The sequence below is a fragment of the Paraburkholderia sp. Clong3 genome (genome assembly GCF_050436485.1).
In the GTDB taxonomy this organism is placed as follows: Bacteria; Pseudomonadota; Gammaproteobacteria; order Burkholderiales; family Burkholderiaceae; genus Paraburkholderia; species Paraburkholderia tuberum.
Genome location: NZ_JBNDMH010000003.1, coordinates 1,336,494 through 1,357,146, shown reverse-complemented (window position 1 = coordinate 1,357,146; position 20,653 = coordinate 1,336,494). Strand labels below are relative to the sequence as shown.

At 60.5% G+C, this 20,653-nt stretch carries 18 protein-coding genes, 1 pseudogene and 2 other annotated features; of the genes and pseudogenes, 9 read left to right on the top strand and 10 right to left on the bottom strand.

The features are described from left to right. Positions 1-66: 66 nt before the first annotated feature. The 3 genes from OKW30_RS29605 to OKW30_RS29595 form a co-directional block, all read right to left on the bottom strand. Positions 67-1,301 (bottom strand): IS3 family transposase gene (locus tag OKW30_RS29605; RefSeq protein ID WP_184072271.1). Its coding sequence is split into 2 segments (ribosomal slippage): positions 67-1,010 and positions 1,010-1,301, totalling 1,236 coding nucleotides; the frame shifts between segments, so codons are not numbered across the junction. Continuing rightward, positions 904-1,020, bottom strand: a sequence feature (AL1L pseudoknot). Its footprint overlaps the gene before it by 117 nt. A gap of 47 nt (positions 1,302-1,348) precedes the next feature. Further along, the gene (locus OKW30_RS29600; RefSeq protein WP_429349190.1) at positions 1,349-1,612 is read right to left on the bottom strand and encodes a radical SAM protein; all 264 of its coding nucleotides are present in this window, start codon (positions 1,610-1,612) and stop codon (positions 1,349-1,351) included. Between the two features lie 138 nt (positions 1,613-1,750). Continuing rightward, a complete protein-coding gene (locus tag OKW30_RS29595) occupies positions 1,751-2,089 on the bottom strand; it encodes a hypothetical protein (protein ID WP_429348359.1) in 339 nt (112 codons plus the stop codon). 690 nt (positions 2,090-2,779) lie between these two features. Between OKW30_RS29595 and OKW30_RS29590 the strand changes: the two genes are divergently transcribed. Both OKW30_RS29590 and OKW30_RS29585 read left to right on the top strand, forming a co-directional pair. Further along, the gene (locus OKW30_RS29590; protein ID WP_429348358.1) at positions 2,780-3,142 is read left to right on the top strand and encodes a hypothetical protein; all 363 of its coding nucleotides are present in this window, start codon (positions 2,780-2,782) and stop codon (positions 3,140-3,142) included. 67 nt (positions 3,143-3,209) lie between these two features. Then, on the top strand, positions 3,210-4,250 hold the full coding sequence (locus OKW30_RS29585) for a radical SAM/SPASM domain-containing protein (protein ID WP_429349189.1): 1,041 nt from the start codon (positions 3,210-3,212) through the stop codon (positions 4,248-4,250). Between the two features lie 131 nt (positions 4,251-4,381). Here OKW30_RS29585 and OKW30_RS29580 read toward each other — a convergent pair. Then, positions 4,382-5,267 (bottom strand): annotated as a pseudogene (locus tag OKW30_RS29580) (transposase). After that, positions 4,923-5,040: a sequence feature (AL1L pseudoknot), on the bottom strand. It overlaps the preceding pseudogene by 118 nt. A gap of 575 nt (positions 5,268-5,842) precedes the next feature. Here OKW30_RS29580 and OKW30_RS29575 point away from each other — a divergent pair. Together OKW30_RS29575 and OKW30_RS29570 are read left to right on the top strand one after the other, a co-directional pair. After that, positions 5,843-6,055: a hypothetical protein gene (locus OKW30_RS29575; RefSeq protein ID WP_429348357.1), complete on the top strand. Its 213-nt coding sequence runs from the start codon at positions 5,843-5,845 to the stop codon at positions 6,053-6,055. A gap of 356 nt (positions 6,056-6,411) precedes the next feature. Next, positions 6,412-7,323 (top strand): hypothetical protein, encoded by a 912-nt coding sequence (locus OKW30_RS29570; RefSeq protein ID WP_429348356.1) that lies wholly within the window; start codon positions 6,412-6,414, stop codon positions 7,321-7,323. A gap of 814 nt (positions 7,324-8,137) precedes the next feature. On the opposite strand, the gene tnpC is transcribed toward OKW30_RS29570, so the two are convergent. From tnpC to OKW30_RS29550, 4 genes are all read right to left on the bottom strand, one after another. Continuing rightward, complete coding sequence (gene tnpC / locus OKW30_RS29565; RefSeq protein ID WP_429346844.1) at positions 8,138-9,718, bottom strand: IS66 family transposase; 1,581 nt, start codon at positions 9,716-9,718, stop codon at positions 8,138-8,140. Between the two features lie 30 nt (positions 9,719-9,748). Continuing rightward, a complete protein-coding gene (gene tnpB, locus OKW30_RS29560; RefSeq protein WP_090812713.1) occupies positions 9,749-10,105 on the bottom strand; it encodes an IS66 family insertion sequence element accessory protein TnpB in 357 nt (118 codons plus the stop codon). Beyond that, the gene (locus OKW30_RS29555) at positions 10,081-10,668 is read right to left on the bottom strand and encodes a transposase (RefSeq protein ID WP_429346843.1); all 588 of its coding nucleotides are present in this window, start codon (positions 10,666-10,668) and stop codon (positions 10,081-10,083) included. The genes tnpB and OKW30_RS29555 overlap by 25 nt, the downstream gene beginning before the upstream one ends. Before the next feature lie 356 nt (positions 10,669-11,024). Next, positions 11,025-12,251 carry an ISL3 family transposase gene (locus OKW30_RS29550; RefSeq protein WP_429348355.1) on the bottom strand — a complete coding sequence of 409 codons (1,227 nt, stop codon included), beginning with the start codon at positions 12,249-12,251 and terminating at the stop codon, positions 11,025-11,027. Positions 12,252-12,459: 208 nt separating this feature from the next. Here OKW30_RS29550 and OKW30_RS29545 point away from each other — a divergent pair, with 208 nt between their 5' ends. The 3 genes from OKW30_RS29545 to istB all read left to right on the top strand — a co-directional run bounded on the left by OKW30_RS29545 (position 12,460) and on the right by istB (position 15,242). Beyond that, a complete protein-coding gene (locus OKW30_RS29545) occupies positions 12,460-12,756 on the top strand; it encodes a hypothetical protein (protein ID WP_429348354.1) in 297 nt (98 codons plus the stop codon). A 161-nt stretch (positions 12,757-12,917) separates the two neighbouring features. Next, positions 12,918-14,465 (top strand): IS21 family transposase, encoded by a 1,548-nt coding sequence (gene istA / locus OKW30_RS29540; RefSeq protein WP_184071870.1) that lies wholly within the window; start codon positions 12,918-12,920, stop codon positions 14,463-14,465. Positions 14,466-14,483: 18 nt separating this feature from the next. Next, positions 14,484-15,242, top strand: a complete 759-nt coding sequence (istB, locus tag OKW30_RS29535; RefSeq protein WP_184071868.1) for an IS21-like element helper ATPase IstB — start codon at positions 14,484-14,486, stop codon at positions 15,240-15,242. A 676-nt stretch (positions 15,243-15,918) separates the two neighbouring features. Here the strand turns inward: istB and OKW30_RS29530 are convergent. Beyond that, positions 15,919-17,088, bottom strand: a complete 1,170-nt coding sequence (locus OKW30_RS29530; RefSeq protein WP_429345668.1) for an IS91 family transposase — start codon at positions 17,086-17,088, stop codon at positions 15,919-15,921. Positions 17,089-17,111: 23 nt separating this feature from the next. Further along, positions 17,112-17,987: a tyrosine-type recombinase/integrase gene (locus OKW30_RS29525; RefSeq protein WP_184062687.1), complete on the bottom strand. Its 876-nt coding sequence runs from the start codon at positions 17,985-17,987 to the stop codon at positions 17,112-17,114. A 390-nt stretch (positions 17,988-18,377) separates the two neighbouring features. Between OKW30_RS29525 and OKW30_RS29520 the strand changes: the two genes are divergently transcribed. Together OKW30_RS29520 and OKW30_RS29515 are read left to right on the top strand one after the other, a co-directional pair. After that, positions 18,378-19,253 (top strand): tyrosine-type recombinase/integrase, encoded by an 876-nt coding sequence (locus tag OKW30_RS29520; RefSeq protein WP_184062687.1) that lies wholly within the window; start codon positions 18,378-18,380, stop codon positions 19,251-19,253. Positions 19,254-19,276: 23 nt separating this feature from the next. Beyond that, complete coding sequence (locus OKW30_RS29515) at positions 19,277-20,446, top strand: IS91 family transposase (RefSeq protein ID WP_429345668.1); 1,170 nt, start codon at positions 19,277-19,279, stop codon at positions 20,444-20,446. Positions 20,447-20,653 lie beyond the last annotated feature (207 nt).

Sequence of the window (20,653 nt, the reverse complement as noted above, 5' to 3'; positions counted from 1 at the left end):
CGCGCACATCGTGTAACAGATCCGCGTATCGCTGAACCGCCCCGGGAATCGTGGAGGCTGGTTGGTTTAAGTTGATGCGGGTTCTGCGGCAGCTGTTTCAAGTTGCCGATAGTAGTTTGCCTCAGCTTCGGCGGGCGGGATATAGCCGAGGGGTTCCATCAATCGATGATGATTGAACCAGGCCACCCACTCCAGCGTTGCTAGTTCAACGGATTCCCGCGTTTTCCAGGTGCGGCGATGAATCAGTTCAGCCTTGTACAAACCGTTGATCGTTTCAGCCAAGGCGTTGTCATAGCTGTCGCCCCGGCTGCCGACCGACGGTTCGATGCCCGCTTCGGCCAGCCGTTCGCTGTAGCGAATGCTGACGTATTGGGACCCTCTGTCCGAATGGTGTATCAAGGTTCCGTCGTCGCCCGGGCGCCGCGCGTAAAGCGCCTGTTCAAGTGCATCCAGAACGAAGTCCGTGGTCATCGAGCTGCTGACTCGCCAGCCGACGATACGGCGAGCGAACACATCGATCACGAAAGCCACATACAGCCAGCCCTGCCACGTCGAAACGTAGGTGAAATCCGAAACCCAGAGCTGGTTCGGCCGTGCCGCCTTGAACTGGCGATTGACCCGATCCAGCGGGCGCGGGGCTATGGCATCAGGAACAGTCGTGCGAACACGCTTGCCTCGCATCACGCCTCGCAAACCCAGTTGCTTCATCAACCGTTCGACCGTGCAGCGCGCCACCGCGATACGCTCCCGGTTCATCTGTTTCCAGACTTTATCCGCGCCGTAGACCTGCATGTTGGCCTGCCACACACGCTTGATCTCCGGCCGCAGACGTTCATCGCGGATTGCGCGAACAGAGCGCCGCGACGGATCACGAAGCTGCGCGGCATGGCGTCGGTAACCCGACGGGGCAATCCGCAAGACCTTGCAGATCGGCTCGACCCCGAAGGTGTCGCGATGCTGATCGATGAAGGCCTTCAGGACTTGAAACGGCGGTCGAGCTCCGCCTGGGCGAAAAACGCGCTCGCGACCTTGAGAATCTCGTTGGCACGACGCAACTCCTTCACTTCGCGCTCCAAGGCCTTGAGGCGCTCGCGCTCGTCTGTGGTCACGCCATCGCGCTCACCGTGGTCGACCTGGTCGCGCTTGATCCACTCGTGCAGTGTCTGCGGTGTGCAGCCGATCATGGGCGCAATCGATTCGACCGCCGCCCACATCGACGGATGTTCGCTACGCTGCTCGCGCACCAGCCGCACTGCGCGCTCCCGGACTTCCGGGGAAAACTTGGTTACCTTCTTGTTCATGGCTCCATTCTCTCAAGAGTTGGAGCCTCCACAAAATCCGGGGCGGTTCATCGCTGCGTCATTAATGTTCCGTTGGTGCATACAATGAGTCGCGAGCGTGTTTCGTTCGAAGCTATCCGTAAAATCTCCGGCAAGCGCCGATATAGCAACGGTTCGCCGCCGGTGAGGTAGATAGCGCCCGCGCCCAAGCTTTCCGACTCCCGGACTGCGGCCGCGACGTGTTCAAATGGAAGCACCTCAGTGCGTTCGGGTGCCCCCTCCATATAGCAATGCCCGCATCGCAAGTTGCATCGGCCTAGCAAATGCACCATAAGGGTTGCGGAGCCGTGTCCGCGCTCTCCCTCTGCGCAATCATCCATTTTTCAGCTCCGATCAGATACCACGGAGATAGGAAAGCCAAGGCTGGCGCGTGTTTTTAGCAAAAACGACTCAGCGCATCCCGTCTCACCTCAGGTTGCATCGAGCTGTCCCGCGGACACGACGACCTGTAAAGGACTTGCGGGGAGAACCACATTCAGATCAGCGACTCCCCACCTCCGCCGCGGGGGCACGGTTCCGAAGCCACCCTCCTCGCCGGCGATGTAGCGCACTTCCGCCGCAACGTTCCCTTCACCCGCTTTCTGCTGGGTTGCAGCGCGTGCGACATGGTCGACGATTTGAGCAGAAATCTGGTTCACCGCACCCTTTGCGATCGTGTCTGCAAGCTCCAGCAGCCGGCCGTCCCCGATTGCCTTCTTCAAAGCCTCAGGATCGATTGTTAACGTAAGCTTTGCAATCTCGTTTGCCATTTTTGGCTCCATTGAAATATCGTAAGCACACGATCAATCCCGGTGCCTTGGGTTTCACTGTGCATCGCACTGGGAGTGAGATAGTTGTCCGTCCCATATGTGGGCAGGTTAGTTCACGCTGCGAGGGAGTTCAACGTCAAGTTCGGTTCGGTCACTTGTTAAGGAAGAGGCTTCTAAACGGATATGACAGATCTATGTCGCAGTCTGGATGATCTGACCGAGGAGTGCGCAAGCCACAGCAGTGCGCGGATACGTGCAGAAGTACAATTAAGCACCGCTTTGGTGCCACGTGCAGAGTAAAGGTCTACTCCTTACGCCGGCATCAGTGACCAGTGACCAAGTGAACAGCGCGCCAGCGAAACGAAAATATTGACAGTAGGGTTACGCTAAGTGCACTTGAAGTCCATTCCCAGTTTACCTAGAGTGCTACAACGGCTTCCGATATCAACTCTAGCTTCGGTGAGGTATAGGGTGCAACGGATCGTCGCGCCGATTTCGGTGAATTCCGCGCCGGGAGTGAGCAGACAGAGAAACGTCAACGCCAAGTTCGAAGAAGACGCTTTGAACGAGAGGGGATCATTTTTGCTCCATGCGCTTTTATAGAATAGTTGGCATTCCTGCTTGATCTAAATGCAATTTGTTGGTATTCCTCGTAGCCCGTTTAAGGAACGAACGATAACGGAGGCGACAATGGTTTCTACATCTGGCAATACCCAGGCATTCGAGAAAGAATTGCTGAATGTGCTCCGGTTTGGTGGACTAGATGATGACAACCTGTCTGAACTAGTCACGCTTGTCGCAGGGTTTTACACCTCCGGTTTTCAGAACATCCGAGTGTTTCCACGAGGAATTCCGCCGGTAGTCGACGGTCTGACTGTGAAAGGGGTTCTTGACACGAAAACGTTGAGTGCAGTTCTTGCTGATCTCGTGACGAAGACGCCGAGGCTGAGTGGGGTATGGCTCTTCCCCTACGGCGTCCCCGTTGTCGATGTTGTTGGCGTGACAGTCGAATTAGGCGCAACCGTTCAACAGTCAAGTCAAATTGGATACTAGCGCATTCGAGCAGACGTCGGGGGGCGCCAATGCTTCCATCGGGCCGGAGCAACTACCTATCATCCAGGTGCACCCGTCGCTTAGATGTAATCTCTCTTGCAAGCACTGTTACTCCAATTCGGGACCATCCGCGGGTCTTACGCTCGACGTTGCACTTGCCTGCGAAGCCGTATCAGATGCGGCAAGCATGGGGTATCGTGTCGTATCAGTATCCGGCGGCGAACCCATGTTGTACGATGGACTGGAGGATCTGCTCAGCCACGCGAAGTCGCTGGGCATGCTCACGACCGTTACAACTAACGGATATCTCCTTGATGCGAAACGCCTTGACCGCCTGAGCGGTCGACTTGATTTGTTGGCCCTAAGCCTTGACGGTCCACCAGCACTTCACAATGCTATTCGTGGTTCCACGCGAGCATTTCAACGGATGGCGAGGGGACTGGTGAACGTCCGCAGCATCGGCATCAAGTTTGGTTTTATCCATACGCTTACCCGCCATACGTGGCAACATCTTTTGTGGATCGCGGCGTTTGCCGCCAGGAACAAAGCCAGTCTGCTGCAGATTCATCCTCTCGAGCTGAGTGGAAGGGCAGCGGACAAGATGTGTACCGACGCGATTGACTTCGGTGTCTCGGGCCGTGCTTACCTCATTGCCATGGCGCTGATAGACAAATACGGTGAGTCCATGCACATTCAGATAGACTTGCTGCATCGTAACTCAGCGACTAGTAATCCGGAACTCGTCTATGCGTCAAACCTCGACGCAAGTTCCGATAGCATCGCTCCCGCGACATTGATGAAAGTAATCGTGTTGCAAGCTGATGGTACGGTTGTCCCTGTGTCCTATGGATTCAATCGGAGATTTGAAATATGTAACGTAAACAAGCGAAGGCTTGCCGATGCTTGGCCATCGTATCTGACCCATGGTTACCGCGACTTCGTGCACATATGTCGAGAAGAGTACAACGCGATATGCGCCGGCGAAGTCCCGCTTCTTTTCAATTGGCATGAGCGGATCGTAGCGCGAAGCAATGAAATTGGAACATATATTCCCGTTGAAAGCGTCATCCTACCGGCGTCTCGACATTCAGTGGGGCGACCACGTTAGCTAGACGAACGTAAGCAGCAGGCTTTGATGGACGTGGCTCTCCGTAGAACGGAATCCACACTGTCGGCGTTTCGCTATCTTGGCTACGAAACTGAACCGCGCCGGGAATCCCGGAGACTGTTTTGCTTGAGTCACGCCCCCATGGCGGACCCAGCGAGTTGCTGATAATAAGCGGCTTCGAGCTCGGCAGGTGGAACATTGCCTATGGGCTCAAGCAGCCGGCGGTGATTGAACCAGTCGACCCACCCGAGCGTGGCCATCTCGACGGCCTGCAGATTACGCCACGGACCGAGCCGATGGATCACTTCCGCTTTGTACAGGCCGTTAATCGTCTCGGCCAGTGCATTGTCGTAAGAGTCGCCGACGCTGCCCACCGACGGCTCGATGCCGGCCTCAACCAGACGCTCCGTATAACGGATAGATGTATATTGGGCGCCGCGGTCGCTGTGATGGATCAGGCCGTCCTCCTGTTCCGGCTGCCGTTCGTAAAGTGCAGCGGGCGACCTCGATGCCTTCGCGCTTCAGTTGCCGCCACACCTTGCGAACCCCGTACACGCTGAAGTTCTCTTCCCACACACGCCGGATCTGTTCGCTCAGCGACGCGTCCCGCTTCGCCCGTGCCGGCATCAATTCCGGATCGGCCAGCCTTGCTGCATGCGTGCAATAGGTCGACGGAGCGATCGGCAGCACCCTGCAGATCGGCTCGACCCCCTTAGACCGCCCGGTGATCATTGATGGATATCACCATCACTTCGGTCGGCGGTCGAGTTCCGCCTGCGCGAAATACGCCGAAGCCTTGCGCAGGATCTCGTTGACCTGCCGCAACTCACGAACTTCCCGCTCCAGCTCCTTGAGCCGATCCTGCTCCTGCGTGCTCGTACCCGGGCGCAAGCCCCGATCCCGTTCTGCCTGGCGCACCCAGTTACGCAACGTCTCGCCCACGCAGCCAAACTTCGCCGCGATCGACGCGATCACCTTCCATTGCGATTCGTGGTCGCCCTGGTGCTCCAGCACCATCCGTACAGCCCGCTCACGAACTTCCGGCGGGTACCGTGGGGACTTCTTCTTTGTATTTTCCATAGCTCCATTTTCTCAAGAAATGGCGCCTCCGGAAAACCCGGCGCGGTTCAGATTCGTCCTGCCCGAAAATTTCGTAGCCGACGCACCGTGCATGCGCGCGTAGTCGGCCTTCTTCATAAATTGTTCGGGGGCTTGAACCATACGGTAAACAGGATTCAACACGAAGCAGTCAGCAAACCAGTGTTGACTAAGTTCAAAGCACGCTGGCTAGCGAAAACGCGCAACTGCGAGGCCCCACTCTATACCCCGCCGACCTTCCACCAAGCGAACTGCGGCCGACTAGCCAGGAGGCCAGAAATGCGACAATCTGTACCCCTACTTCGCGTCGGGTTACGACTCGACGACAAAGCTTGGTAAACGTATTAACGTCAACTAGTCTGTGGATAGGCCGATCCAGCGCACACGTTGACCCTATGTCACGTCCCCGCCACGCGACACCGTTCCAGCGAAACCTTGACTGGCTCTTCAGCATGTCCCTCAACACAGGTCTTCTGCCCGAAAGGAGTGGCAACATGGACGATAGTCAGTTGATGGCATTTTCCGAAGCAACCGATGCTGCTTGGCGTATCGCCATTCAGAGATGGCTGAATTGGCCTGATCCCCCAGTAGACAAGAATGTCTGGATCGTATCTGCATACCGTCCGGATCGACCTAGTCCGATTCTCGCTTCAATGAAGAGAGCCAAACTACCATCTACCGGACAGTTTCTATTGGTTGGCCGTTGACAGCCAGCGTGAACATGATTGCCTATCAAACCGCGATTGGATTTCGCAACCCCAAAATTGAGATGATCTCTCTTTGACGCGAGCGCAGCATTCGCGGTGTCCCCAAAAAAAACATAAAGCCCCAAACACTTCCGCGCTCAGGGGATTCAAAATTCAGGGTGAACGACCCCACCGGACTCAGCAGGCTCAGATAGTTATTCTTTTGCCCGGTTAAATAGCACTACTAACGCGCGGTGGGAGCTTATTTTTCGCCAACCAACTGTATGAGAAGTTTACTGGGGCTATTTACAGCTGGTAAGTTACACCACGAATTCCCACTAGTCCCTTACTTAACCATCTTTTAAGGATTGGATATCATGAGTTCAGACAACCAATTTACCGCACTCAGAGCGTCCGGAGCTCCCACTTTCGCTGGATTTTTCACGAACGCGAATAATATTACGTACGGCGTAAACGTACAAGGAGTTGATACTACCGGTCAGGGTTGTGGTGTATATGCGGAAGCAATGCTGCACAGCCCGGGACTTCGCAAAACTCCAGATGGCGTTAGGCCCGGCATATGGGGTGTGGGCGATCACTACGGCGTATTTGGGGCGAGCAATAAGCTCTACGCCAATGGCAAAGATCACACGCCTCAGTTGTCCACCGATGCCGTATCAGGCATCCCGCCGGACTCGAGCGGAGCCAAAGGGGGAATCGGCGTCGTAGGGGCGAGCGTGAACGTGCCAGGGGTCATCGGCACGAGCGATTTAACTGATGCTGACACGAGCGTCTTTATCGACGATATCGTTTCCACCCCTGCTGGTGTGATGGGACTCAGTCGCACGAGCATCGGTGTTGTAGGCGCTAATGTTGTTGTGCCGAACCCAAATTCGAGCCTACCGCCCCAAGTCAAAGCATTGCTGCAAACCAACGCAGGAGTCTTCGGGTGGAGCGCTAGCGGGCGAGGAGCCATCTTCGGCTCGGCTACGCCCACAATTGACGGCTTTGGGCCGACGGAAGTCAACTTGGGTTCTGCTCAAGTGCGGCTGTTGCCGCAGGCGGTTTCGGCAGCAAATGTCAGGACAGCACCGGTCGCGGCCCAAAAAGCAGCGCCAAGTTTGCCAAGGCTTGGGCAGAGCGGCGACCTAATGGCCGTAGTGGTGCGCGAAATAGGCGCGCTGCCGGAAACGACTCGACTGTGGTTATGCATTTCATCTGGCACGACTCGAACCCCAGCGACGTGGGCGGAAATCGCGCTTAGCGAGACGATCCCGGGAACTCGTTGAATGAAATGATGAGCAGAAGTCGCGCTTGCCTCGCCTCCTCGACGCAGCTATCGTTTCTCAAGGCGGGAGTGGGACTTGTTCTCCGTACGAGCGTCGACTAGGGCGACTACTCCGTGGAGCCATTCGAAGCGCGACTCCCGCCGTCGGCGGTAGACATCCAGTGAAAGCCCCCGACAAACATCCCGCCGTCCGTGATTGATCGGCTCGATACCCGACTCGTCGCAGTGATCCGGTGACTACTTCGCGCCCACCGCGCAACCCGAGATCGTCTACGCTGCCGTTAAGGGACTGGCAGACTTCCTAATGGTCGACGCCAAATACCGCAATTGCGATGACCAAGGCGACTGCTGCCCAACAACTTCGCGCCGGGCCAAAAAAGCCACAAACATGGGATCCAAAGCATCAGCCATAAGACTGCCAGTTTCTTGTGCCTTCGCGCCGCGTCCCGAACCTCGCGCAGATATCTCCCTAGGTGCCGTTCCGATCTATGATCACGGGCCACAACGTGACAACGACGATGACTTCCGTCCAGACCGCGATGCGCTGCGCCCATGTAATCGCGTGATCCTGATACGCGAGGAACCGTAGTTGCATGAGAAGCAAAGTTACCAGCGGCAGCGCGAGGACGGTAGCGCCGATGATCACGGCCAGACAGCGGCGGACCTGCAGCCCCGGCCGGCCGACGACGTAAAACGTGCACGGAAATATTTGACGCAGATAGCGCTCGCTGTTTATAGACCGTTCGTACGCGATCCATTGACGACACCCCTCAGAGTAAGGGCGCGGTTGTCATGAGATGTGGTACAGGGCTCAGTCAGCGGAGATCGATGGGCATCTTCCAGGGCAAGAGCGCGTCGTAGTCGTCGACGGTCTGTGCCAGCGGGAGACGCTGTAACAGCCAGGTGAGATAGCGATACGGATCAATGCTGTTCGCCTTGCAGGTTTCGACCAGTGAGTAGAGATTGGCGCTCGCGTTTGCGCCATCGACGGTGTCAGCAAACAACCAGCCGCGGCGTCCCAGGCAGAACGGGCGAATGGAATTTTCGCAAGGGTTGTTCGATATGGGCCAGTTGCCGTCTTCAACGTAACGGATCAGCTTCGGCCACTGCCCGTGCAGATAGGTCAGCGCCTTGCCGAGCAGACTGTTGGGGACGACGCCAGGCGAGTGCTCAAGCATCAGCTTTTCGATAACATCGAGTACGCACGCGCTGTATCGTCGTCGCAATCGCTGTCGTCGCCCAGCCGTCCACGTCTGGCTTCGCGCTTCGGCCGCGAACAGTTTTCCGATCAGGCTGATGAAGCGTGTCGCGAGCAGATCGGGCGGGCGCGCTGCTTTGGGGACATTGTCTTCCGCCTTCACAAAGTACCGTCTTGCGTGCGTCCAGCATCCGAGGTGCACGAGCTGGTACTGTTCAGCGATGCCGTTGTAGGGTTCGTATCCATCGGTCATCAGGGCGGCACCTTTACGGACACCGGCAAACAGCCTGTCAGCCAGCCTGGCGCCACGACCTGGCGTATAGGTGAAGCAACGGATGGGGATGCCCGAACCGGTCATCTGCGCCCACAGATAGCTTTTCGTTTGCGGCTTTCGCCCTTGCTCCTTCAGGACCTGGAACGTCGTCTCGTCGCCGTAGATCAGTTCGGCATCGAGCAGCGCATCGCGCATCAGGTTGATGACGGGTTGCGTCGCAAGACCGACGCGGACCATGCTCGCGGCAATCGTGTTCGACGAGATGTCGCCGCCGAAGCGACGCAGCAGACCGGCCTGGCGATAGAGCGGCATGCCGAACTGGTACTTGCCGGTGGCGATCCACGCGAGCGCCGATTCACTCAGCAGCCCCCGCGGGATGATACGGGGCGGTGCCGGCGTAACCTTGATGCCGAGATCGCAACATAGGCAGGCGTACTTGATACGCTGATGCTGGGTGACTCGCAACTGCTCGGGAATGACATTGAGCTGCTCACTGATCTCGACGCCGATCTCGACGAGCGCGTGTCCGTCGTGATCGCAGAAGCGCTCTGCCTCAGGGAGTTCGTGTCGCACGACATCACGCGGCAGATTGGGATCGAGAGGCTTGCGGTGGCCGCGCTTCTTGCGCTTGTGGGCCGCGACCTCGGTTCCGGGGGTATCTTCCTGCGCGGGAGTGGCGTTCGCGCCGAGCGCTTCGGCTTCGTTGAACAGGCCGAACTGGTCCGAGGCGCGCGCTTCGCTTTTCGCGCCAAACAGTTCGCGACGGTAAGCGCGCAGTCGTTCCTCGGCGAGATCGCGCTCAGCTGTCACGAGGCGCAGTGCGCTGCGAACCTCCTCATGATCGCGCTGAAGCGAACCATAGGCCTCTCGCATCGCGAGCAGTGCCTTGAGTTCGTCGGCGTCGATGATCACGTTGATCGGCATACCGCTTAGACCGGCACGCCGGTGACGTGTTCAGCTCACGCGTGCATAATTTCGACTGGGATGTCGCTGGACTGCGGCAATGTCGATGCCCTCGATAAGCCAGTGCAACTGCTCGACGCTCAGTGTCGCGACCCGGTTCGCGCTGTCAGGCCACACGAAGCGATCGTTTGCCTCGAGTCTCTTGAGCATGAGCCAGAAACCGTTGCCCTGCCAGCCCAGGATCTTGATGCGATCGCATCTCCGGTTGGTAAACACATAGAGCGAGGAATCCATCGGGTTCAAATGCATGGCCTGCTCCACGAGAATCGACAGGCTGTTCATGCCATAGCGGAAGTCGACTGGTTCCCGATGCAGGTAGACCTTCAGGCCTTCGTCGAACCGGAACACGGCATCCTCCCCAGCATCTGGACCACGGCGGTCAGTTCGTCGATGCTCGCCTCGCCGAGATCAAACTCGACGCCGTTGGACAGTCGCACATGCAGTGCGAGCGTCAGCGATGGCGATGGCGATGGCGATGGTGACGGTGACGGCGACAGCGACGGCGGTGCGGTTGGCAGTGCTGGTGGTGCTGCAACGACAGGCACGAATGCCGTGGGCGAGGCGACAGGTGGGGAGCGTTTGCGCGAACCCGGGATGTCAATGGGCGCGCCATCAATCACCGCGAGCGCGCCCTCCAGTACGATTTCCTCCGGGGCATGCGGACGTTCCTGTTCGCCGGTAGCATCATCCTGCGATGCCGGCGATATGCCTTTCTCGCGCTCCAGCAGGTACTTCGTGATCCACTTGCGTAGCAGGTTGGCGTTGATCCCGTGCTCCTGCGCCAGGCGGGCAACCGACACGCCAGAACGCAGCGCTTCCTCAACTAGCGCACGCTTGCCTTTATCGTCGTAACGACGGCGACCGTCGCTGCTGCGTCGAACTACTCTTAACTCTGGATCTTTGTCAGCCATAGGTGTCCACCTCCGAATAGGTGGACACCTATGCTCCTCGCTCCTGTCCCCAGCGGCTAGACGCCGAAAATGGATCGCTTACGACCGTTCGTCTGTGACGGGGTCAGCGGTCGTGCCACCCGTCGCTGGAGATGACCTATACGACTGGCCGTTGTACTCTGATTCTGTTGAAAAAGTCGCCGCCCGTCTTTGTCGCGAGGTTTTCAGGGGTCCTCTTACCCTTGACCGGCGTTTGCAGGTGGCTTGTAGGCCGATCTGAGAGGTCGATTTTCTTGCGAGCGAATTGAAAAAGCCCTGCAGCGACTTTTTCAACAGTATCGAATGGGCTCTTTTGAAAATGGAGTGGGTAACGGCCTTCAGCGGGCATGCGAGTTGAACGCGGAGAAGTCGAGTTTGCCAGCAATAAGAAAGAGGACCGTACGCATGGTCTCGAAGCGAGTATATCCACGGGCTTTGCGTTTGGCGGCCTGAAACAGGCCGTTGATGGCCTCGATGAAGCCGTTGGTCTGGCGGGTCTGGGTCCAGGCGACGATGCCGTCGAAGTGCCGGCGAATCATTCGCGCCACCTCCTTCATTGATTCGACCTTGGAGCGCATGACATTGGTGCACCACTGCTGCAACATCTCGGAGACGACGTTGATTTGCCGGCGCTCGAGAATCTCACGCAATTGCTCGCGATACAGCCATGCCCGCGCCGTTCGCTTCGTCGCGTACTGCCTGACGAGGGCTTCGAGGTCGGTCAATTGGGCCAGGTTGAGCTTGTCCGGGTCTTTGAGCAGCGTCCAGCGCATGCCTTTAAGTTCCGGGTCGACTTTCTGTTGTTGTCGGCGCACCGTATCGAGGGCTTTTGATGCATGTGCGACGACGTGAAATTTGTCGAACGTGATTCGGGCATCGGGCAGATGTTCATTGACACCCTTGATGAAAGCCGGCGACATGTCGATGCTGACCGAGTCGACCTGTTTGGGCTTGCCACCGTGTTGACCCAGATAGGCCGCGAAGCGTTCAATCGTGCCGGCATCCTTGCCGGTCGTGACGAACACGACCCGCCGCGCCTGCATATCGGCGACCAGTGTCAGATACTCATGGCCGCGCCGGTACGAGGTTTCGTCAATCGCCACCGTCGTCACGTCCGACAGGTCCGCCGACGCGAGCGCCAGTTCCACATAGCGCGAGCAGATGGCGTGAACCCGGTGCCACGACAGGTTGACGATGCGCGCCACGGCGGCAAACGGCATCTGCTGAGCGAGCATCAGCACCAGCGCCTCGAACAGCAAGGTGAAGCCGCTGAGCTGGCCGACCCAATCCGGTTCCACCAGCCGCACCGAGCCATCGGGCAAGCGCACACGCGGCACCCGGACCTCCAGATAGCATTCGTGCTGGAAGAAATTCAGGTGGCGCAGTCGTTTGATTTGCGTGTCATGCACCGGGTGCTCGTCGGCTACGCCAGGATAGGCAAAGCGGCTGCCTGCAACAAAATCCACGGTAATTGTGAGCTGCCGTTTGGCCGTGTCAAAGTCGACAGCTTGCACGTACCACGGCGCCTTGATTCCCAAGGCGGCTTCAAACAGTTGATTGGTCATTTGCTTCGTCTTGCGTGGCTGGTTGCCGCATTCTGCCGCAACCAGCCACGCTCCAGCTTATCTGTTTCACACGCGTCAAGGGTTCGCTGCGCCGGGCTCACGCCCGCCCTTGACTCGCCAGACCGCCCACCCGAAATTCAAAAGAGGCAAACTATCTGCATCGTGGAAACACGCTCGCTTCATCCACCTTAGACGGCAAGCACCTTCAGTGGCCGAAAAAGCGGAGGCCGCGCGTTCTGTTGCCTCGGGCTTGCTCGCCCGGGCCATAGGTATCAACGTTGAGGCTGACCCTTTCGTAAAGGAAGTCATCGAGAAACTCATCGACTCCGCCGCAGACAGGCTGGCCGAGAACACTGTCGAGCGTATTCCTGTTGAGCGACTTTTTACCGAGCCTTTGAGAATCGGCGAGATCGTGGAGGCCAACGCCAGGACATTTGCAAAGGCTGCAACCAACGTAATCGTCGTAGCGAGCCTGCAGATGCCTGAATATTCCACGCCAAAGTGAACAGGGATTCCACGGCAAAAAGAACACGAATTCCACGGCAAAGTTAATGCCGATTCCACGGCAAAAAGAACAGGGTTTCCACGCCATCGCGAACACGGTTTCGGGGTGGCGGCGACGCGGGTCAACGGTGGCACGATCGACAGTTTTGTCGGGAGTGCCGAATGGCAAATGTCAGGTTGACCATGCGCAAAATCAGGGAAGTGCTGCGGCTGCATTTCGAGTGTGACCGCAACCAGAGGGAGATCGCCGACGCGGTCGGTGCCTCGACAACGACGGTGTGGCATTACCTGCGCCGCACGCGGCTGGCGGGGCTGGGCTGGCCCCTGCCACCGGAACTGCTGACGGACGACGCGGCGCTCGAGGCGAGACTGTATCCGCCGCCGGCACGGCGCGAGCCAACGCGCGGCATGCCGGACTGGCCGGCGGTGCATCGCGAGATCGGCAGGAAAGGCGTCACGCTCGATCTGCTGTGGCAGGAATACAAGGCGCAGCATCCGGACGGCTGCGGCTATAGCTGGTTCTGCAAGGCTTACCAGGAATGGGCGCAGCGGCTTCCTGTCACGATGCGGCAAACGCACGTGCCGGGCCAGAAGCTGTTCGTCGACTACTCGGGCAAGAAGCTCGGCATCATCAATCCGGACACCGGTGAAGTCCGCGAGGCTGAACTGTTCGTCGCCGCGCTCGGCGTGTCCGGTTTTACCTTCGCTGAGCTCACCTGGACCCAGCAGTTGCCCGACTGGATCGGCTCGCACGTGCGCGCCTTCGCGTTCTATGACGGCCTGGTCGAGATCCTGGTGCCCGACAATCTAAAATCGGGCGTCCACAAGCCGGGGTTCTACGATCCGGACATCAATCCAACCTACCAGGAAATGGCCAGGCATTACTCCGTGGCTGTGATCCCGGCTCGCAGTAAAAAGCCGAGGGACAAGCCGAAAGCAGAGCTGTCGGTCCTCCTGGTGCAGAGATGGGTCCTCGCCCGCCTGCGCAACCAGCGCTTCTTCAGCCTGGGCGAGGCCAACCGGGCGGTCGCCGCGTTACTGGGCGATCTGAACAACCGGCCCTTCAAGAAACTGCCCGGCTCCCGCCGTAGCGTCTTCGACGAAATCGATCGTCCGGCACTCAGGCCCTTGCCCGAGCAGCCCTATCAGTACGCTGAGTGGAAGGTCGCGCGTATCGGCCCTGACTATCACGTTGAACTTGATCAGCACTATTACTCGGTCCCATATCGCTACGCGCGCGAACAGGTCGACGTGCGCCACACGATCAACACCGTCGAGATCTTCCATCGCGGCCAACGCATTGCCGCTCACGGCAAAAGCGCTCGCCGTCGCTACCACACCACGATCGACGCGCACATGCCGCCGGAGCACCTGGCGGTCGCCAAGGGCTGGGACCCGGAGCGGCTGCGCAACTGGGCCGCCGACATCGGCCCGCATACGGCGGCTGTCATCCAGCACCTGCTGGGTGCCCGCAAGCACCCCCAGCAGTCGTATCGCACCTGCCTGGGTGTGCTGCGCATGGGCAAGGATTACGGACGCGACCGGCTCGAAGCTGCCTGCCGCCGCGCGATCGATCTGAAAGCGCCGAACTACAGGTTCATTGACTCGACGCTGAAGAACGGCCTGGACCGGGAGCCCGAACCTGCCACCGGGCAGGCCGACCTGCCGCTTGTGCATGCCAACGTGCGCGGGCCTTCGTACTACCACTGAAGCTGAAAGGGAGTCTATATGCTGCATCATCCCACTGTCGACAAACTGCACGCGCTGCGCCTGCCCGGCATGGCGGCGGCGCTTGCCGAGCAACAGTCCCAGGACGGCATTGACCGACTGGGCTTTGAAGAACGTCTGGGGCTGCTGGTCGAGCGTGAATCCAGTGAACGTGACTCGCGACAAACGGCGGCCCGGCTGCGCCGGGCCAGACTGAAGGTCCCCGACGCTTCGCCCGAGGACATCGACTATCGCACCGCCCGCGGCCTGGACCGGGCGCTCACCGCCCGACTGCTGACCGGTGAGTGGCTTCGGGAGAGGCAGAACCTGATCCTGGTTGGCCCGACCGGGCTCGGCAAGAGTTGGTTGGGTTGCGCCTTCGCCATCCAGGCGTGCCGCCAGGGGTTCTCCGCCTGCTATCTGCGCGTGCCGAAACTGAACGAGGAACTGGCGATCGCACACGGCAGCGGGCGCTACGCGCGATGGCTCGCCCAACTTGCCAAGACGGATCTCGTGATTCTCGACGATCTGGCAATGGCGCCGCTGACTGATTCCGCGCGGCGCGATCTGCTTGAGGTTCTTGACGACCGTCACGGGCACCGCTCCACGCTCGCTACCTCCCAGATCCCGGTGGACCACTGGCATGAGGCGATCGGCGAACCCACTGTCGCCGACGCGATCCTTGACCGGCTGGTGCACAACGCTCATCGCATCACGCTCGCGGGCGAATCGCTGCGCAAGACGCGCAGTCGATTGACCGCAAAGCCGCAGTCCGAGTAAAAAGGTAAAGGTCCCGCGTCGCTGCGCTCCGTTTGTTCGCGATGGCGTGGAATCCTTGTTCACTTTGCCGTGGAATCACGATTCACTTTGCCGTCGAATGGCTGTTCTCTTTGCGTGGAATACGCACCCGTCGCTAGCGAGTCGAAATAGGTGCAGTCGCCCTTCTCAGTATTTGGTTTTAAGCAGACCTCTAGTTTGAGCAGCGTTATTGTCTCCGGGCACGCGTCGTAGCGCAGCCCAGACCCCTTTCTTTCCTGCGAGGGCACACGTGGGTGCTCGCCAGGACGCTGCTGTGTAGCCTGAATTCAATGGGTGACCAATATTCTTGAGGTTTGTTCGATGCCTGCCCATGTCCGTGGACTCGGGGTGCGCGCCGGCGCGTGCGGGCAGGCGTTGAATAAACCTGAAGGGAGGAAACCGCGGAGTGCTCTGATGCAATGGAGTCTTCGGGGCTATGGCGATTGATTGCCCGGGATGGCGAGCGGTGTTGCGGGATGCGTGGTCAGGCGGGAGGCCGGTTGAGGGCTGAGGTTGTGCCGAAGCGGTGCAGTGGCGCCATCGTGATGGCGGAACGGACGTGCAAGGGCCTGTGCGAAGCGACAGACGCAAAGGTCTGCTCGTGGGCCGCGTTGCCGCAAAGCCGAGGGTCGGGTTGTTCGTCCTGGAACAGTGGCGCTCATATCTCGCCCCGGCGCGTGGGTGGTGCGCGGATCGGTGCAATGCGCGCAAGGATATCGATGACGATCATCGGCGCGCCGCAGTGCCGGCAGATGAAGGCGGGGCGCGTTTCGATGACGGTTTCGTGAGCTGATGTGTTGACGTCGGTCGCGACGTGCAGCAGTTCGCGGACCTTCGCGAGACTGGCGCGGCGCACCGGGTTGGCGAGCAGTCCGTAGTGACGGATACGATGGAAGCCACCGGGCAGCACATGGAGCAGGAAGCGGCGCATGAACTCGCCGGCTTCGAGGGTCATGGTCTTGTAGCGGGTGTGCCCCTTCGCACGGTAGTCCTTCCAGCGGAAGGTCACGCCGCGTTCATCGAATGCAAGCAGGCGCTGGCTGGAGATCGCGACGCGGTGCGTATAGCGCGACAGGTACGCGAGCACTGCTTCGGGTCCTGCAAAGGGACGCTTTGCGTAGACGACCCATTCGCAGGCACGCAGCGGCGCAAGCCACACGTCAAAGACAGCTGGGTCGGCAAGTTCAGCGTACTGGCCGAAGAACTGCAGGTGGCCGTGCCGGTGCGCGTCCGTGAGCGCTTCGAGCAAGCGCCTGCGGAACAGGCGCGATAGCACACGTACCGGCAGGAAGAAGCCGGGCCGGCATCCGATCCACCGCTGACCATCGGGCGACAGCCCACCACCGGGGACGATACCGTGTACGTGCGGATGATGCGTGAGTGCCGAGCCCCAGGTGTGCAGCACGAGCGTCGCGCCGATCTGGGCGCCGAGGTGCTTCGGATCAGCGGCAATGGTGCGTAGCGTTTCGGCGGCGATATCGAACAGCAGCCCGTAGATGACGGCCTTGTTGTACCAGGCGATGGCACTGATGGGCGCGGGCAGCGTGAAGACGACATGGTAGTACCCGACCGGAAGCAGATCGGCCTGGCGTGCCTGGAGCCAGCGATGCGCAGCACTGCCCTGGCACTTCGGGCAATGACGGTTGCGGCAGGAGTTGTAGGCAACCTCGATGCGGTCGCAGCCGGCGCAGCGCAGCACATGCCCCCCGAGTGCCGCACTGCGGCACTGTTCGATGGCCGACATGACCTTCAGCTGCCCCAGGCTCAGCGCTACCGTGCGCCGCCACGCCGGCCCGCAGGCGCGGAAGATATCCGCGACCTCCAGCACGGGGTGCTCCGCGTGCGGCCGGGCTAGCCGGCGGGCAGGCGGTCCAGCGGACTGACCACCTTGCGCAGGAGGTCAGTGGCAACCTGGGTATAGAGCGTGGTGGTCTCGATCTGCCTGTGTCCAAGGAGCACCTGGATCACGCGGATATCCTCCTTCTGTTCCAGCAGGTGCGTGGCAAAGGAATGCCTCAGCGTGTGCATGGATACGCGCTTGTCGATGTTTGCGGTCTCGGCGGCCGCATGGATGGCGCGGGTCAGTTGCCGCGTGCTGAGCGGGTCGATCGGATCGAGGCCCGGAAAGAGCCACCCGCCATCGAGCATGCAGCCCTGGGCACGGGCAACGCGCCACCAGACGCGCAGACGTTCGAGCAGGACCGGCGAGAGCATCGCGTAGCGGTCACGGCGGCCCTTGCCCTGCTCGATGCGCAGGGTCATGCGCTGGCTGTCGATGTCGCTGACCCTGAGGGCGACCACTTCGCTCGCACGCAGCCCGGCGCCATAGGCGACCGACAGCGCGGTCTGATGCTTGAGGTTTCCGGCTGCCGCGATGAGCCGGCGCACCTCCTCGGGGCTGAGCACAACCGGGAGCGTGCGAGGCACGCGTACCGGCTGCATCCGCGCCATCAGCTCAGGCCGGCCGAGCGTGACTTCGAAGAAGAACTTCAGACCGCTGATCGCGGCGTTCAGCGACACCGGCGACGCGCCGTGATCGACCAGATGCAGCTGGTAGTCCCGGAGGTCCTCGACAGTGGCGGTATCGGGTAAACGCCCGAGGTATCGGGCGAACTGACGTACGGCACGTAGGTAGGCGGCCTGGGTCTTGGGTGCGAACTTGCGCATGCGCAAGTCCTCAAGCATACGGCGGCGCAGCGGGCTGATGCCCGGATCGGAGGAGGTCATGATGGGGCTCCTGCTGGAGGACGAGGCGGATTGCCTCAACCACCAACATAAGCGCCGGCGCCACTGGCCTCCCATTCGCCGCCAGAGACGGGCCGCAGCCCCCTACCGCGCGAGCGGTTTAGTCCATTCATAATATTTTGTCACTCAAGGACGGAAGGCTCGAACTGCTGCAGTTGGGGGCCCGAGCGCTCGCTCGCGCTGCTCGATAGCGGCCATTTTGAGAAGACTGCTTCCGAGAGAGTGTGAACGGCAGATATAGCCGAGGGGACTAAACCGCTCGCGCGGTAGGGGGCTGCGGCCCGTCTCTGGCGGCGAATGGGAGGCCAGTGGCGCCGGCGCTTATGTTGGTGGTTGAGGCAATCCGCCTCGTCCTCCAGCAGGAGCCCCATCATGACCTCCTCCGATCCGGGCATCAGCCCGCTGCGCCGCCGTATGCTTGAGGACTTGCGCATGCGCAAGTTCGCACCCAAGACCCAGGCCGCCTACCTACGTGCCGTACGTCAGTTCGCCCGATACCTCGGGCGTTTACCCGATACCGCCACTGTCGAGGACCTCCGGGACTACCAGCTGCATCTGGTCGATCACGGCGCGTCGCCGGTGTCGCTGAACGCCGCGATCAGCGGTCTGAAGTTCTTCTTCGAAGTCACGCTCGGCCGGCCTGAGCTGATGGCGCGGATGCAGCCGGTACGCGTGCCTCGCACGCTCCCGGTTGTGCTCAGCCCCGAGGAGGTGCGCCGGCTCATCGCGGCAGCCGGAAACCTCAAGCATCAGACCGCGCTGTCGGTCGCCTATGGCGCCGGGCTGCGTGCGAGCGAAGTGGTCGCCCTCAGGGTCAGCGACATCGACAGCCAGCGCATGACCCTGCGCATCGAGCAGGGCAAGGGCCGCCGTGACCGCTACGCGATGCTCTCGCCGGTCCTGCTCGAACGTCTGCGCGTCTGGTGGCGCGTTGCCCGTGCCCAGGGCTGCATGCTCGATGGCGGGTGGCTCTTTCCGGGCCTCGATCCGATCGACCCGCTCAGCACGCGGCAACTGACCCGCGCCATCCATGCGGCCGCCGAGACCGCAAACATCGACAAGCGCGTATCCATGCACACGCTGAGGCATTCCTTTGCCACGCACCTGCTGGAACAGAAGGAGGATATCCGCGTGATCCAGGTGCTCCTTGGACACAGGCAGATCGAGACCACCACGCTCTATACCCAGGTTGCCACTGACCTCCTGCGCAAGGTGGTCAGTCCGCTGGACCGCCTGCCCGCCGGCTAGCCCGGCCGCACGCGGAGCACCCCGTGCTGGAGGTCGCGGATATCTTCCGCGCCTGCGGGCCGGCGTGGCGGCGCACGGTAGCGCTGAGCCTGGGGCAGCTGAAGGTCATGTCGGCCATCGAACAGTGCCGCAGTGCGGCACTCGGGGGGCATGTGCTGCGCTGCGCCGGCTGCGACCGCATCGAGGTTGCCTACAACTCCTGCCGCAACCGTCATTGCCCGAAGTGCCAGGGCAGTGCTGCGCATCGCTGGCTCCAGGCACGCCAGGCCGATCTGCTTCCGGTCGGGTACTACCATGTCGTCTTCACGCTGCCCGCGCCCATCAGTGCCATCGCCTGGTACAACAAGGCCGTCATCTACGGGCTGCTGTTCGATATCGCCGCCGAAACGCTACGCACCATTGCCGCTGATCCGAAGCACCTCGGCGCCCAGATCGGCGCGACGCTCGTGCTGCACACCTGGGGCTCGGCACTCACGCATCATCCGCACGTACACGGTATCGTCCCCGGTGGTGGGCTGTCGCCCGATGGTCAGCGGTGGATCGGATGCCGGCCCGGCTTCTTCCTGCCGGTACGTGTGCTATCGCGCCTGTTCCGCAGGCGCTTGCTCGAAGCGCTCACGGACGCGCACCGGCACGGCCACCTGCAGTTCTTCGGCCAGTACGCTGAACTTGCCGACCCAGCTGTCTTTGACGTGTGGCTTGCGCCGCTGCGTGCCTGCGAATGGGTCGTCTACGCAAAGCGTCCCTTTGCAGGACCCGAAGCAGTGCTCGCGTACCTGTCGCGCTATACGCACCGCGTCGCGATCTCCAGCCAGCGCCTGCTTGCATTCGATGAACGCGGCGTGACCTTCCGCTGGAAGGACTACCGTGCGAAGGGGCACACCCGCTACAAGACCATGACCCTCGAAGCCGGCGAGTTCATGCGCCGCTTCCTGCTCCATGTGCTGCCCGGTGGCTTCCATCGTATCCGTCACTACGGACTGCTCGCCAACCCGGTGCGCCGCGCCAGTCTCGCGAAGGTCCGCGAACTGCTGCACGTCGCGACCGACGTCAACACATCAGCTCACGAAACCGTCATCGAAACGCGCCCCGCCTTCATCTGCCGGCACTGCGGCGCGCCGATGATCGTCATCGATATCCTTGCGCGCATTGCACCGATCCGCGCACCACCCACGCGCCGGGGCGAGATATGAGCGCCACTGTTCCAGGACGAACAACCCGACCCTCGGCTTTGCGGCAACGCGGCCCACGAGCAGACCTTTGCGTCTGTCGCTTCGCACAGGCCCTTGCACGTCCGTTCCGCCATCACGATGGCGCCACTGCACCGCTTCGGCACAACCTCAGCCCTCAACCGGCCTCCCGCCTGACCACGCATCCCGCAACACCGCTCGCCATCCCGG

Bases quoted from the DNA above. Each gene is read 5' to 3' on its own strand.
- tnpC (WP_429346844.1), bottom strand. From the start codon at position 9,718: ATGCCGATCAACGTGATCATCGACGCCGACGAACTCAAGGCACTGCTC.
- OKW30_RS29595 (WP_429348359.1), bottom strand. From the start codon at position 2,089: ATGGCAAACGAGATTGCAAAGCTTACGTTAACAATCGATCCTGAGGCT.
- OKW30_RS29550 (WP_429348355.1), bottom strand. From the start codon at position 12,251: ATGACCAATCAACTGTTTGAAGCCGCCTTGGGAATCAAGGCGCCGTGG.
- OKW30_RS29525 (WP_184062687.1), bottom strand. From the start codon at position 17,987: ATGACCTCCTCCGATCCGGGCATCAGCCCGCTGCGCCGCCGTATGCTT.
- OKW30_RS29570 (WP_429348356.1), top strand. From the start codon at position 6,412: ATGAGTTCAGACAACCAATTTACCGCACTCAGAGCGTCCGGAGCTCCC.
- OKW30_RS29555 (WP_429346843.1), bottom strand. From the start codon at position 10,668: ATGGCTGACAAAGATCCAGAGTTAAGAGTAGTTCGACGCAGCAGCGAC.
- OKW30_RS29590 (WP_429348358.1), top strand. From the start codon at position 2,780: ATGGTTTCTACATCTGGCAATACCCAGGCATTCGAGAAAGAATTGCTG.
- OKW30_RS29520 (WP_184062687.1), top strand. From the start codon at position 18,378: ATGACCTCCTCCGATCCGGGCATCAGCCCGCTGCGCCGCCGTATGCTT.
- OKW30_RS29600 (WP_429349190.1), bottom strand. From the start codon at position 1,612: ATGGTGCATTTGCTAGGCCGATGCAACTTGCGATGCGGGCATTGCTAT.
- istA (WP_184071870.1), top strand. From the start codon at position 12,918: ATGGCAAATGTCAGGTTGACCATGCGCAAAATCAGGGAAGTGCTGCGG.
- OKW30_RS29575 (WP_429348357.1), top strand. From the start codon at position 5,843: ATGGACGATAGTCAGTTGATGGCATTTTCCGAAGCAACCGATGCTGCT.
- istB (WP_184071868.1), top strand. From the start codon at position 14,484: ATGCTGCATCATCCCACTGTCGACAAACTGCACGCGCTGCGCCTGCCC.